Origin of the sequence: Thorsellia anophelis DSM 18579 (assembly GCF_900111395.1) — a bacterium.
Lineage (GTDB): Bacteria > Pseudomonadota > Gammaproteobacteria > Enterobacterales > Thorselliaceae > Thorsellia > Thorsellia anophelis.
Window position 1 is genome coordinate 1 of sequence record NZ_FOHV01000026.1, and the last position, 15,213, is coordinate 15,213.

Annotated in this window: 7 protein-coding genes and 1 rRNA gene; all 8 read left to right on the forward strand. The window is 33.3% G+C overall.

All coding sequences use genetic code 11. The annotated features are described in order from the left end of the window. The first annotated feature begins 211 nt into the window (after nt 1–211). Nucleotides 212–327, forward strand: a 5S ribosomal RNA gene (gene rrf, locus BMW37_RS11765). Nucleotides 328–529: 202 nt separating this feature from the next. Beyond that, nucleotides 530–1,324 (forward strand): DUF4184 family protein, encoded by a 795-nt coding sequence (locus tag BMW37_RS11770; RefSeq protein WP_093321350.1) that lies wholly within the window; start codon nt 530–532, stop codon nt 1,322–1,324. Nucleotides 1,325–1,512: 188 nt separating this feature from the next. After that, nucleotides 1,513–1,935, forward strand: a complete 423-nt coding sequence (gene nusB / locus BMW37_RS11775) for a transcription antitermination factor NusB (RefSeq protein WP_093321352.1) — start codon at nt 1,513–1,515, stop codon at nt 1,933–1,935. A 110-nt stretch (nt 1,936–2,045) separates the two neighbouring features. Then, nucleotides 2,046–3,230 carry a thiamine-phosphate kinase gene (gene thiL, locus BMW37_RS11780; protein WP_093321355.1) on the forward strand — a complete coding sequence of 395 codons (1,185 nt, stop codon included), beginning with the start codon at nt 2,046–2,048 and terminating at the stop codon, nt 3,228–3,230. A gap of 122 nt (nt 3,231–3,352) precedes the next feature. Then, nucleotides 3,353–4,897, forward strand: a complete 1,545-nt coding sequence (locus tag BMW37_RS11785) for a leucine-rich repeat domain-containing protein (RefSeq protein WP_093321358.1) — start codon at nt 3,353–3,355, stop codon at nt 4,895–4,897. A 150-nt stretch (nt 4,898–5,047) separates the two neighbouring features. Next, nucleotides 5,048–10,219 (forward strand): DUF4132 domain-containing protein, encoded by a 5,172-nt coding sequence (locus BMW37_RS11790; RefSeq protein WP_177168662.1) that lies wholly within the window; start codon nt 5,048–5,050, stop codon nt 10,217–10,219. Between the two features lie 216 nt (nt 10,220–10,435). Continuing rightward, nucleotides 10,436–13,468 carry a bifunctional [glutamate--ammonia ligase]-adenylyl-L-tyrosine phosphorylase/[glutamate--ammonia-ligase] adenylyltransferase gene (gene glnE / locus BMW37_RS11795; RefSeq protein WP_093321363.1) on the forward strand — a complete coding sequence of 1,011 codons (3,033 nt, stop codon included), beginning with the start codon at nt 10,436–10,438 and terminating at the stop codon, nt 13,466–13,468. Between the two features lie 99 nt (nt 13,469–13,567). After that, nucleotides 13,568–15,109: a murein biosynthesis integral membrane protein MurJ gene (gene murJ, locus BMW37_RS11800; RefSeq protein ID WP_093321366.1), complete on the forward strand. Its 1,542-nt coding sequence runs from the start codon at nt 13,568–13,570 to the stop codon at nt 15,107–15,109. Nucleotides 15,110–15,213 lie beyond the last annotated feature (104 nt).

Below are 15,213 nucleotides of genomic sequence, written 5' to 3' on the forward strand. Positions count from 1 at the left end.
GTATTGAGCTAACTCATACTAATTACCCGAGAGGCTTAACCTTACAACACCGAAGGTGTTTTGGTGAGTGACTTGAAAGAGTAGAGAGAGAAGTGTGATTGATAGAGTCGGATATCTAGAAATGGATGATAAGACTAGATTAAACTAAACTAAACAAGACTAAAAAAAGTGACTAATCAGAGCTTATTCCAAAGAAGAGCGCACAGAATTGCTTGGCGGCAATAGCATTGTGGACCCACCTGACTCCATACCGAACTCAGAAGTGAAACGCAATAGCGCCGATGGTAGTGTGGGGTCTCCCCATGCGAGAGTAGGACACTGCCAGGCACCAAACTTATATTAATAAAATTTTAATACCTTATAAGCGTTAAAAACAAAATTTAAACAAAAAAAATCCTCATAGAAATATGAGGATTTTTTTTGTTTTTCTTTTTACTGTAATGCTATAATTTAAATTATACGCACATAAAAACAGTAAAAAATCAACTCTTAGACTATAAATTAATAATTGCTTTTAAGGTAATTTCAAATGCCCTGGACATTTTCACACCCCGCTGCAGTAATTCCAATAGCTCGAATTTGTAACGGTAAAGTACCTGCGATTGGTTTAGTAGTTGGGAGTTGTAGCCCCGATTTTGGATATTATCTCAATACATGGGATATAGCAACAAGGTCTCATAGCTTCGTTCACTCTCTATACATAGCGCTACCAATTTGCTTGATTTTAATTGCAATTTTTAGCACTTTAAGAGATGGGGTACTGCAATTATTGCCAAAAATTTATAGTCAAGTTTTTGAAAAATTCATACCTCAAATAGGCATTCCAAAATTTAGAAATCTATTTTTTATGGTAGTAGCAATAGTAATTGGCATATATAGCCATATAATATGGGACAGTTTTACACATAATCCTAAATATTTTAGAGATTGGTGGCCTTTTATTGGTTATGTCTTTACAGTAAAGGGTATTGAGATTCCTTTTTTTAAAATATTACAGCATTCAAGTTCTGTTATTGGGATAAGTCTATTACTTTACTGGCTTATAAAAACGGTTAATTTACACCGTAAACAACAAGTTAATCCGCTAAAATCTAAATCTATTTCTTGGCAAGTAGTCTATCTTTTTTGCATAATTATAGTATGCGCTACATTGAGTATATTGAATTATGCTTATCGTTTTGAAATTAAAATATCCGAGTTGCATCATTTTCTTTTTATTAATGCAGTGCAAGGGGGAATGCTTGTATTTTGTTTTTTCTTGCTTTCAGCTGCTGCCTTGCAGATTAAAGTAGTTATTGACAAGGTTGTAGGCAAAACAATTTAAACCAAAATAAGCCATTGACATTTAATATGCACTAAGATATTTCGCTCGCCAAATGAAAAAAACATAGATAATATATTTTTTCAATATATACTCTAAAATAAAAGGATTAAGATAAAAAAAATAGAACAATTATGTTATAATTACAGATTAATCCTGACCTGTAATTATATCTGTATGAGAGGAAAATCGTGAACCCTAATGCCCGTCATCGTGCAAGAGAGTGTGCAGTTCAAGCACTCTATTCTTGGCAAGTATCCAAAAATCCAATAAATGAAGTTGAAGTCCATTTTATCGCTGAGCAAGATACTAAGGGCGCAGATCTACAGTATTTTCGTGAGTTGCTTTCAGGAGTGAGTTCAAATAAAAATACGCTTGATCAACTTATGAACCCACATTTATCAAGAGAACTTGGAGAGTTGGGTGATATAGAATTAACGATTATTAGAATCGCTATTTATGAATTAGCTTATAGACAAGATGTTCCTCCTAAAGTCATTGTCAATGAAGCAATTGAGTTGGCTAAATCTTTTGGAGCAGAAGATAGCCATAAATTTGTTAATGGTGTTCTTGATAAATTAATACCTCAACTAAGGACTAAAAAGATTATCTAAAAATATGATTTGATAATCATAAGTTTCATGCAAACAATTAATCTCTTCAAAGGTTAATTGAATTAATTAATTGCAAGGGATGGTTTACTCTTGCAATATGAGTTACTAAAATGACTAATTCAATACGCTCTCCATTTGTAAGCCACTCTAAAGAATTCTCTTTAATTCATAAATATTTCAATTTACCAGCCATTCAAAGAAGTAATAGCCCATACACAAATTTAGGTATTGGTGATGATTGTGCATTATTAGAAATTCCAAATGATACTTTAATTGCTATTTCCACAGATACATTAGTTGAACATAGACACTTTTTAGTTAATACAGATCCTGCTGATATAGCTTATAAGGCTTTTATGGTTTCAATTAGTGATTTAGCCGCAATGGGTGCAACCCCTCGTTGGGTTTCATTAGCATTAACGCTTCCAAGATTAGATGATCTTTGGCTAAATAGATTTAGTCTGCAGTTATTTAAATTACTTGATGCTTATGATATGCAACTTATTGGTGGTGATACTACAAAAGGGCCACTTGCAATTACATTGACAGTCCAAGGCACGTTACCTAAAGACACAGCTCTTAAGCGATCAAATGCTAAAGACGGAGATGCTATATTTTTAAGTGGCACTATAGGTAATAGTGCACTTGGTTTAAAAATGATTACAGATGTTTTGAATGATGAAATAAACATACATCATGTCGAACAGGATTTAGTTTCACAAAGGAATTTGATTCTGGATACGTTTTTACCAATCCATCATATAGATATTGCTAAACCTCAATCTGAACACGTCACAGCAAGTAATTTAAATAAGAATCACACAAATGATCTAGGCTGGATGATAAATTGGTTAAAGGGATCGTATCTATATCCAAAGGCTCAGGTTGAATTAGGGCTCGCTATAAGGGAAATAGCCAATAGTGCAATAGATATATCAGATGGTCTTGCATCTGATCTTAATCATATTTGTGCCTCAAGTGGATTATCTGCAAATGTGATTTTAGACTCACTTCCAATTAGTCAAACTTTTAAAAGCGTATACGAAAAGCGTAATATTAATCATACTAAAGAAGAATTATTTAGCCTTGCATTATCAGGGGGCGATGACTATCAGCTGTGTTTTACGGTTGATAACGGATTAAAAGATGATATTGTAATATTGGGGAAGCAATTAAATATACCTCTTACATGCATAGGGAATATGAAAAAATCAAATGTTGCTGAAGTCTGCTATTTTCATGATGGCGACAAATATGAGCTAATATTATCTGGCTTTGACCATTTTTCATCATAGTATTAATTTATAAGCTACAAAACTTTTGATAAACGGATTTAAATTACATATTACTCAGCGTTATAACTAAACAGTGCTAGCAAGTTTTGATTAGGTCAAATTTCTTTAAGAGGTCATGAGCAATGCAAAACAAGTTTGAACAAATTACTTTGTCTGAAGCAAAAGAAAAATATACGTTAGATTTTTTTCCGTATTATATTGAAGACGTTTATCAAGATAAATTAATTACTGTTTTTCATGATGATATGATATTTGACAGTCTGGATATTGATGATAAATTTTTCACAACCTCAATTGGAGGTTGTATTTTTTTGAAGAGCTTAACCGTTGATACGTCATTAATTCAAGCCGAACTTTATTTTGGGCCATTATTTATTGTATTTGGTGATATTAAGGCAAAATCTATCTTTATAGGTGGGAGTGAATGCTTTTTCCGTGGCAATGTTGTAGCAGAGGATGTATTCATTGCAGGTGTCTATAATCATGGTATGTTAGACATAAAAGGTGAAATAATAACTAAAGTTCTTTATTCTTATGATCATGCTTTTAGTTACCCTCAAAATAGAGTGCATGCGCAGGCTGTTATGATAAACGAAGAAGGTGATAATTCTTTAGATGGTATTTTTTTATCTGATTATATAGATGATGGCTCACTTAATGAAACTAATATCTTAGCTGCTATGAGATTAGGAAAAAGTATCATTAAAGAAGGGACGATTCTTACAAAACAAGAGAAATTATTTTTTAAAGCTGAATCTACTGGGTTCACTAAGCTAGATTTGGATAATTTTGAATTAACGGAGCTGCCAGACTTTGTTGGTGATTATTCTACTTGGGTAGAGATAATACTTGATCGTAATAATTGTCCAATACTACCTAGCTATTTCTCAAAATTCAGTGAACTTAAGGAATTAAGTCTTTATTATTGTGATTATAAAGAACTGCCTAAAGTCGTAACGGAAATTGTGAGTTTAGAAGCTCTTGATCTAAATTCTAACTACTTAAGCTCTTTACCTGATGAATTTGTAAAATTAAATAACTTGCAAACACTAAGCCTGCAAAATTGCCAATTTTCGAGTGTCCCACAAATATTAACTCATTTGTCTATTCGTAATCTAAACCTTTCTAATCAACAAGTAGAACATTTTATTATGGAACCTATAGAATCTGTAAGATATTTAAATCTCAAGGGTAATAAAGGACTAAAATTACTCGGAGAGTTTCCAAATCTAGAAACGTTAGATATATCAGCTTGTCAGTTGCTAGAATTTCCGCTGGCGATTTTCAAATCAACAAAGCTTAAGAAATTATGTTTGCAAAGTAATTCGATGATAAGTGAATTTGTGCCTGAAATGAGTCAATTAACTGAGCTTGAGGAATTGAAATTTTCTAGAAATATAGGTGGATTAGAACACTTGAGGCACCTTAAAAAGTTGAGGAAAATTTCAATTACAGGATTTGATGCTACAAATGAATTTATTGAAGCCCTACTTACACTTGAAAATTGGGTCGATATTGAGCTTGATGAGTTATTTACTCAAGATAAGATATGCCGCATTTTAGAAAGACCCAATTTGCAACGTTTTTATTACAAAGGAATGGAGGAGCTCCCAATTAATAAATTGCGAGAGCAAATGGCAGCTTGGAAAACTAAAAATCTAAAATAACAGTATAGATTTGTCAGACAATTCGTAAAATATACAGATAAATCGAATGTGTGTAGTGCATTGAAGAGTGCCTTTAGTGCCTGAATTAAGGCGCTAAGATTTATGTACTGAGTTTTATATGCTTAATAATTTTATTTTTTGGGGAATATGATGAAAGAAATATTGTTAAACCTTGCTGATAAAAATGCTAAACCAATCAAAAGTTATTTAGAGCTGTTTATCGCGCTTGGTGAACTCGAACCCTCTGACTATCCAGAAGAATTGGCGCCACTTCGTGATATTCCAAAGCCGATATTTGAAATCTTTGTCATTATTTTATCTACACCATTACATTATTATGCATACGATAAAAAACAGTCTCGATATTTTATCACCTTACAATATAAATTATATACCTTAATGCAAGAAAAATTTTGGACTGATGAGGATATTGAACAAGTTTTTTCTTGGCTGTTAGGCGACAAATCTATAACAAAACACCTACTTCAAGCAGTTGATAGCATACAAAAAATGCCTTATCAATTAAATTATGAACGACGTTCGTATCGTAATCCATCAAATAAGTTTACGGTGTTACAGCGACAAATGCTTTTTTTGCGTAGTTTCCTTAATCATTATTGGTTAGAAGGACGAGTTCAAAAAAACACCGAACAAGAAAAAATAACTTCAGTTCAAAGGATATTATTTAAACCGCTTGATTTAATAGAGCTGATTACCAATCAATATAATTATTCGTTTTTAGCAAATTTCATTGCAGTTGGCATTGATACGGACATGCCAGGGTTATTCCCGCTAATTGAATCAATAGTAAATAATCAACACCCAAGCGCTAAGATAAAAGTGGATTTGATAAGGGGACTATTATTGAGTGAACGCCCTAAGTCATGGAAATTAGTTGAGCAATTAGTCTTGGTTGCTGGGAGGCAAGAGGGACTGAGACAAATAGTTTTTGAGTCATTAGATGAGTGTCATCCTAACGCTATTAGTTATTTTCTAAACGTTATCCATGAGCATAAATTAGAGCGATTTTCCGCAGTTGTTAGGGCTATGTGTGTTTGGTGTGGTTTATTCATTGAGCCTAAGGAAACCAAAGCAATCAGCAATATGTTAAATTGGATGCGAACATTTACCACTGATATTACGCTTGCGCATGCAACACTAAAAGATACAGATGAGAAAAACAGTTTAAAATTATATCTTGCATTATGGGCAATTGGCGCATTTGAGATAAGCAATACACTTCCAATTTTATCAGAATATATTGAAGAAGGTACGGATCAAAAGAGATATATTGCAAGCTTATTTTTAAAAGAAGTCATGAACGACGTGTTGACTTATCCACTTTATGCAAAAGCTTTGAGATTAGTTAACGTGACTGAACTATCTAGAATGAACGATCTTGAAGTTGGTTATATTGGGAATATTTTAGATGGATGCTATAGACTTGATTGGTTATTTTTCGCAGATGCTTCTACCAATATGGAACTATTTGATTATTTGTATGATCAAATCATGGATAATAAATTAAAAGGAAAAGCAGTTAGTGGCCTTTTATTTAGCTGGGATAAAGCAGAATTTGAACCAAGTCTATTTTATCAGATTTTGTATAATTTAGTTGAAAATGATGAGGTTAGAATAGGTAAATTAATCAGTAATTATGAGTTAATGAATAGTGGTGCACGGCATTATTTAGTCACAAGTATGTTGAATGAATATGAGTATAAAAATCATTTTAAGGGGCAATTTGAACTTCCTGTAGTGTCAGAATTGAAACGTACTTTAGCGTTTAAAGCAGCTCAGGATAAAACTGAACATGCAATGAATACTGGGCTCACTGCGCTTAAAACAACTCAACTTGATATTATTGAATTAAAGCAATTATTTGAATTATTTAAGCGTAAAAAAAGCACTCTTCGTTCTGAACTGCTACAATTTTTCTCATTACAACCAAACGTACTTTTAACTGAGCTAATTGACACGAGTCTGACTATCAAAAATAGCCAGCAGCTATCTGCTTTAACTGAACTCATTAAGAATAATTTTGACAAAGTTGAAATTAAAGATAGGCTAACACATTGGATTGAGACACTTAATCAATTACATCCTGAATCAGAAGAAGTTCAATCATTAAATCTCTTAAATAAAGACCCCGAGACAATAAGTAATAGTAAACAAAATGGAATTGAAACGCTCGGGCTCTATGACGTTGATAAGATTAATCGAGAGGTTGAAATACTCTACGAGCCTACATCTGATTTTCCTAAATATATCGAACTCTATCCTTATGGATTGACTAAGCCACTTAAGGAAGTTCAGACGGAAATCGAAAAACTATACCAAATTTATCAGTCACATATGAACTATGAATATGAAATGCAAATTTATAGTGGCGAAAAAAGATTAGTTTTATTAGGTAATGAAATTGCCTATTCAAAATATTTTGATTGGCAACAAAAATGGGTGGCTAAATATGAGTATTTTCCTTTAAAAGAAGTGTGGTTAGATTGGTTTAATGAAAGCGGCTTACAATTAACTGACCTTTGCATTATAAAGACAGCAGGTGAATTAGCTGATTCACTTTATTCTCGACTTAAGAATATTGAGCAATTTTACATACTCAGTCAGATTAAGACTTTTAAGAATCTTAATACGTATTACAATAATCCTCTAAATTGTATTATTTCTGCGCTAATTACCCATCTTATGCCGTTGCAAAGTGAAAAAGTATTTGCTTATTTAAAAGATTTTCAATGCTATCAGATAGTTAATTTTATACAACCCTCATATACAGAGATTAAAGCAATTTATGACGTTGCGAGTAATTCTAATGCAGTAAACATTTCATCTGCTAATCTAGAACTTTTTAATCAATTTGGTGGATTTTTGAGGCACCAAATTAAACCATTAAACCAATTTACAAAAGAAGAAGTAAAATTCAGTTTTAATTTGAAAAAATGGTTAGGAACAATATCAAAAGAAATAAATATGAATCCTTTTTCTGATAGCAATGATGTTGTAACACTTTATTTAGCCGCATATCAACATAAGCTAATCAATCGAGATGAATTATTTGAAATATTAGCTTCAGCTAGTCATATAAGTTTTTTAAACAGAATAGTTCAAAACAAAACATCCGTTTTATTTGCAGAATTAATTGCTGATTGCCCACAAATCCCAGAGTTCTTTGAAGAAATTGTAAGAGCAGTATTATCAGTTGAATTGAAAAGGGGTGATGCGCCAACGCCTGTCACTCATATTGCGAAAAATATACAAATCATAGACGGTGCTAATTATCTTTTTGATATATTAAAGGGAATGCATCGAATTAAGCTAAAACGTAATAATTTTATATATACTAACCAAGAAGATGCAGTTGTTGATAAGCAAACACTTTTTTCTCATTACCTAGAGCATTGTTATCCTTCAGAAAATGATACTTTTGAAGAATTCATTCAAGGGATTAAATCGGATAAAATTTCAGAGGTACGCCTGATTGAAACTGCAATGTATGCACCTCAATGGGCTAATTGGATAAGCAGGTATTTAGAATGGGAAGGACTGGAAAGTGGTATATGGTGGTTTCACGCCCATACTAAAACAGATGGATATAGACCAATAAATTCCATGCTAGAGAGTGAAATTGCTCGTTACTCTAAACTTGATGTCGATGAGTTCAAGATAGGTATGGTTGATATAGACTGGTTTGTTCAAGCTTATGCTAATTTAGGGGAAACAAGATGGAAGATCCTCTATGAAAGTGCAAAATACATATCAGAAGGGATAGGTCATAGGCGAGCAAGAATTTATACGGATGTATTATCAAAACAGCTGACTCTAGATGAAGTAACAGAGAAGATCGTTGCCAAACGAGATCAAGAATTTTTAAGAGTATATGGTCTAGTCGAATTAGATAAAAAATCTAAAGAGCGTGATATTCTAAACCGTTATGAATTTTTGCAATCTTTTTTAAAAGAAAGTAGACAATTCGGTGCTCTAAAACAAGCAAGTGAGGCTGTTGCTGTAGAAGTTGCTATGGCTAATCTTGCTCAAAATGCAGGATTTAGTGATCCCATTCGTTTAACATTTGCAATGGAAAGTCAGCAAGTTCAAGCTATTTTAGCTAGTCAACGCCAAGTTATCATAGATGATGTACATATGTGTCTTGCATTCGATGAAAATGGTATTGCTTCCATTAATGTTTTTAAAGGGGGGAAACCACAAAAATCAATCCCTGCAAAATTGAAAAAATCACCAGAAGTGCTACCTCTTCTTGATAAGCTTAAAGTACTATTAAATCAAGAAAAACGTGCGAAAATAACACTAGAGAATGCAATGGTAAATGGAGAGCGATTTTCATTTAATGAATTGACAATGTTATCAATGCATCCAGTATTAGGTGCAAAGCTATCTAAGTTAGCCCTAATTACCGATGACAATTATGTTGGTTTTTTATCTCAGAATAAACTAATCGAGGTGGATGGTGCTGAGATCAATATTTCAAATAAAAATGAAAATAATATTAGAATTGCTCACTGTTACGATTTGCATAGCTTAAATATTTGGCAGAATCTACAACATCACTGTTTTAAACATCAACTAGTTCAGCCATTTAAACAAATCTTTCGTGAACTCTATACGATAATGGATGATGAAAAAAATGGTACACTAGAAGCACTGCGTTATGCAGGTCACCAAGTAAATCCAAAACAAGCGCTTGCGTTGCTTAAAAGTAGAGGATGGAAATTAGATTATGAAGAGGGACTTCAAAAAAACATTCACAAGGCAAAAATCGGCATAAAATTATACGCACTTGCAGATTGGTTTTCTCCTGCTGATATGGAAGCCCCTACCTTGGAAAGTATCTGTTTTTATGATCTTAAAACACATACACAGCTGACTTTAGAATCAATTACACCAATTTTGTTTTCTGAAGTAATGAGAGATATTGATTTAGTCGTTTCAGTAGCGCACGTCGGGGGCGTTGATCCTGAAGCAAGTCAGTCTTCTATTGAATTGCGTGCCCACATATTACGAGAAACACTGCAATTATTTAAATTATCTAATGTTGAAATTCTTAAGCATCATGTCAAAATTAAAGGAACAATCGCTGAATATAGTATCCATCTTGGGAGTGGTACGGTTCATCAAGTTGGAGCTAGTGCGATGCCTATATTACCAGTGCATTCTCAGCATAGAGGCAAAATCTTTTTACCATTTGTAGATGATGACCCGCGTAGTGCTGAGATTATGTCTAAAGTGCTTTTGCTTGCTAATGATGACAAAATTCAAGATCCAACAATCATCGCTTTGATAAAACGTTAATGCTCAGTTTTTTAGCATTAATACTTGTTTGTTTAATTTAAATTATTGATATTTTAATGGTTTTATAAAGTGTATTGGAGCTAAGGCTGATTAATGTATCGATGCGTTATCAGCCTTTTTAATACGTTCGATTTATGTGATAATGCTAAGACTAAAATACGAAATAATGGCTCGTTAATTGTCCATATTTATGGCAATATCACCTAAGAATGAAATATGAAAAATCTACATGAACATTTAGAACTCTCCACTGAAGTTAAAGACATCTATACGTTTGAGCAGCGCGTTATTGAAAAATTATTACTTAACCAACCAAACCTAATGGATTTTAGTTGTGATCCTGAGTTTTTTGACGTGGCTATAATTAGCCATTTTGCAAGAAATCACCTTAAAACAAGCCCTATTAAAACAATCAATCACATTCCTGACAGTGTCAATGAATATAGAGTTTTGCTTAATGAGTTAACTCAATCATGTGAAAATGAAATGGTGTTTATGAGGGCCTTGAGACAATTTAGAAACATGATGTTGGTGCTGATAGCAAAACATCAGATCAAAGTAACTAAGGATAACCCCAAAAACTATCAATGCCATATCAACGAATATGAGAGTAATACGAAAGAAATTTTATTGATGTTAAGCAACTTAGCAGAGGCATTGATTTTGCACAGCGCAAACTGGGCATATAGCACGATTTCTAATGAAATTGGTAAACCTACTAATCAATCTGGACAAATCCAACCTTTTATCATTTTAGCTATGGGCAAATTAGGTGGAAGAGAGCTTAATTTTTCTTCTGATATTGATTTAATTTTTACCTACCCTGAATCCGGTGAAACGGTTCATGAATCTAATAAGGAATTAGCAAAACGCCGCAGCACGAAAGATAACAATCAATTTTTTCAAAAAGTCGCGCAAAAAGTGATTAGACTACTTGATACTGTCACTGAAGATGGATTTGTATATAGGGTCGATATGAGGCTTAGGCCACTTGGAGACAGTGGGCCACTAGTGATTAGTTTTAGTGCATTAGAAGATTATTATCAAGAGCAAGGGCGTGACTGGGAGCGTTATGCTATGGTTAAAGCCAGAGTCTTAGGTGAGCTTCCGGTAATATATCAACAAAAACTAGAGTCTGTACTTAGGCCTTTTACTTATAGACGCTATATTGATTTTAGTGTGATTGATTCACTTAGGCAAATGAAAGCGCTTATTGATAGAGAAGTGAGGCGCAGAGAAAACTTTTTTGATATTAAACTCAGCGCTGGTGGAATTCGTGAAGTTGAGTTTATTATCCAAGTGTTTCAGTTAATTCATGGTGGTAGACATCCGAACTTACGTTCCGTCTCTATTTTAAATGCGATATCAACGATTAATACTTTGGAACTGTTGCCAAATGATATATTAGAGCAAATTGAATCTCATTATCTTTATTATAGGCGCATTGAGAATATCATCCAGAGTCTAAACGATGAACAAACGCAGCAACTACCAGAGAATTCAAATGATCAGTTTAGACTGATGCACCTAATGGGGTTTAATGATTGGTCAGTATTTCTAACAGATTTACAGAGCAAAATGCATTTTATTCGTGAAATTTTTGATGCTCTAATAGGTGACGAAAATAATGAACCTCAGAAACAAATCTCACATGGTATAAATCAAGATACGTTGCAATTTGAGTCTAACGAAATAGCAAAAGGCGTACTTTCTTATGAAAGTTGCTCTGATATTTGGATATATATTCTACAAGGGGATTCAATAGAGGCTATCAAAGAAAAAATTGTTGCATTCGCACTAAGCGAATTATCAGAGCACTATGAATTTGACCTTATTGAAACGCTTCACGCGTTTTATCAAGAGATAAGTAATCGTACCATTGGACCTAAAGGACGAGATGTCTTAAATAGGCTTATTCCCTTAATTTTATATTCTGTATTACCGCAAGATAAAGCAACTGAAGTATTAAAAAGAATATTGCATGTATTGAAACAAATTGTAACTCGAACGACATATTTGCAACTATTACTTGAAAATGGTGAAGCACTTCATAATTTAATCAATTTATGCAAATCATCTACTCTTATCACAAAGAGATTGGCAAGATATCCACATCTCCTTGGGGAGCTATTGGATGCAAAAACACTTTATCATCCACTTGAATTGAATGATTATGGTTCTGAAATCAGGCAATATTTACTTAGAACGAATACTGAGGATGAAGAGGAACGGCTAAATGCATTATGTCAATTTAAACAAATTCAGCAATTAAGAATAGCTGCCGCAGATATTTCAGGGCATTTACCAACAATGAAAGTCAGCGATCATTTAACAAAACTTGCTGAAGTAATAGTTGAATCTGTTGTAGAACAAGCATGGAAGTCAATGGTATTTAAGCATGGGTTACCTTCCTATTTAAATGATGCTGAGATGATAGAATCTCAAGTTCAAGGGTTTTATATTATTGCTTATGGAAAACTTGCTGGTTGGGAACTTGGTTATCGTTCTGATCTAGATTTAGTTTTTTTAACTGATAAAGTATTACCTGGACAGACACAAGGTAAGCGTTCTATTGATAATCAACTTTTTTACCAGAGGCTAGCACAGAGAGTTCTACATTTATTAAGTGCAAGAACAAATATTGGGTTATTATATGAAGTTGATACAAGATTAAGACCACAAGGAGAATCTGGATTATTAGTTAATGATTTTGATAGTTTTAAGCGATATTTAAATGAGGATGCTTGGACTTATGAATTACAAGCTCTAGTACGGTCTAGAGTAGTCTATTCACCTACAGTTAAACATAATACATTTATGACAATTCGCCATGATATATTGTCTAAAAATAGAGATGAATCTGAACTTCGACAAGAAATAGTCAATATGCGCGAAAAAATGCTAAACAATATAAAAAACTCCTCTGATCCAAATGGGTTTGATATAAAATATGATAGAGGAGGAATTACTGATATAGAGTTTATTGCTCAATATTTAGTCCTAAAATATGCAACAAACCACGAATTATTAACAGTATGGCCTGATAACATCAGAATTTTCGAATCATTAAAACTATCAGGCTTGCTTACACAAGAACAAGAGAAACTTCTTTGTGATATATATATTGATATGCGTAACCAGATACATCATTTATCTTTACAAGATAGGGCGGCGATAGTTGATGACGCATTATTTAGAGAGCAACGCTTAGCAGTTATTGATTTTTGGGATGACTGGTTAGCTAGCTAATCAAATAAACTCATATCAAAATACACTTTTACTATCCTTAATACATGAGTATTTGAAATAATCTGGATTTACTCAGTATGTAACTAATAGATATTTAAAATGAAACACAATTTACTTAAGTCACTTGCTGCTGTGAGTTCAATGACATTTATTTCACGCATCCTTGGATTCATTCGTGATGCAATCATAGCGCGTGTTTTTGGTGTGAGTATTGCAACAGATGCTTTTTTTGTTGCATTCAAATTACCAAACTTATTAAGACGAATTTTTGCAGAAGGAGCATTTTCTCAAGCATTTGTGCCTATTTTAGCTGAATATAAAACACAAGAAGGGGATGAAGCTACCCGCACATTTGTTGCTTATATTGCAGGTCTACTAACATTAGTGCTCGCAGTCATAACATTAATAGGAATCTTAGCCGCGCCCTTTATCATTTACATTACTGCGCCTGGATTTGCTAATACCACTGAAAAATTTGAACTGACCACATTATTGTTGAGAATTACATTTCCGTATATATTACTTATTTCGCTTTCATCTTTATGTGGTGCAATCCTTAATACTTGGAATCGATTCTCTATTCCTGCTTTTGCTCCTACTTTTCTAAATTTTAGCATGATCGGTTGTGCTTTATTTATGACTCCATATGTCAATCCTCCTATTCTCGCATTAGCAATAGCAGTTGTGATAGGTGGGTTTTTACAGTTAGGCTATCAATTGCCTTATCTCTATAAGATTGGTATGCTAGTACTACCTAGAATTAATTTAAAACATAAAGGTGTTTGGTTAGTATTGACGAAAATGGTGCCTGCTATAATAGGTGTTTCAGCAGGACAAATTTCGCTTATTTTAAATACTATATTTGCATCCTTTTTAGCAGCAGGTTCAGTTTCATGGATGTACTATGCTGATAGATTAATGGAGTTCCCAGCAGGGGTACTTGGCGTAGCATTAGGAACAATTTTGCTTCCGTCACTTTCGAAACATGCAGCAGGCAATCAACCTGGAAAATTTAATGAGTTAATTGATTGGGGATTGAGGCTATGTTTATTGCTTGCACTGCCTGCAGCAGTGGCATTAGGGATATTATCAGAAGCATTAACAGTCACGCTATTTCAATATAATGCATTTAGTGCAACTGATTCATTGATGACTCAAAAAGCTCTGATTGCTTACTCTTTAGGGCTATTAGGACTTATTTTGATAAAAGTACTTGCACCAGGTTTTTATGCAAGAAAGGACATTAAAACGCCCTTAATAATAGCTGTTATTGCCATTGTGTTGACGCAATGCCTAAATTTAATTCTAATTAAACCGCTAGGACATGTAGGACTCGCATTATCAATTGGATTAGGTGCATGTTTTAATGCCTATATGTTATTATGGCAACTAAAACAACAAAAGATTTATACGCCACTTAAAGGGTGGTATTCATTTTTGGTGAAATTAGCTCTAGCAGTTTTAGTTATGGCTGGAACTTTATTTCTAGCTCTTTACTTCGTACCAAGTTGGGAACAAGGTGGTATGCTTGTTAGGCTTATCAGACTGTTAGGGGTGGTTATTTTAGGCGCTGGAAGCTATTTTGGCATGTTGTATCTATTTGGTTTTAAAATTAGGGATTATATTGTCAGAAATAAATAACTAAAACGTTATAAAAGCTTTGAATAGGAATATTTCAATAGTATGTGTGAATGAGTGGTAAGTGCATACTAGTATTAATTAAAGCTGTTAGATAGAAAATTAGA

What these genes read in the sequence shown, in the direction of transcription:
- BMW37_RS11770 (WP_093321350.1), top strand. Translation starts at nt 530, where the DNA reads ATGCCCTGGACATTTTCACACCCCGCTGCAGTAATTCCAATAGCTCGA.
- thiL (WP_093321355.1), top strand. Translation starts at nt 2,046, where the DNA reads ATGACTAATTCAATACGCTCTCCATTTGTAAGCCACTCTAAAGAATTC.
- BMW37_RS11785 (WP_093321358.1), top strand. Translation starts at nt 3,353, where the DNA reads ATGCAAAACAAGTTTGAACAAATTACTTTGTCTGAAGCAAAAGAAAAA.
- BMW37_RS11790 (WP_177168662.1), top strand. Translation starts at nt 5,048, where the DNA reads ATGAAAGAAATATTGTTAAACCTTGCTGATAAAAATGCTAAACCAATC.
- glnE (WP_093321363.1), top strand. Translation starts at nt 10,436, where the DNA reads ATGAAAAATCTACATGAACATTTAGAACTCTCCACTGAAGTTAAAGAC.
- murJ (WP_093321366.1), top strand. Translation starts at nt 13,568, where the DNA reads ATGAAACACAATTTACTTAAGTCACTTGCTGCTGTGAGTTCAATGACA.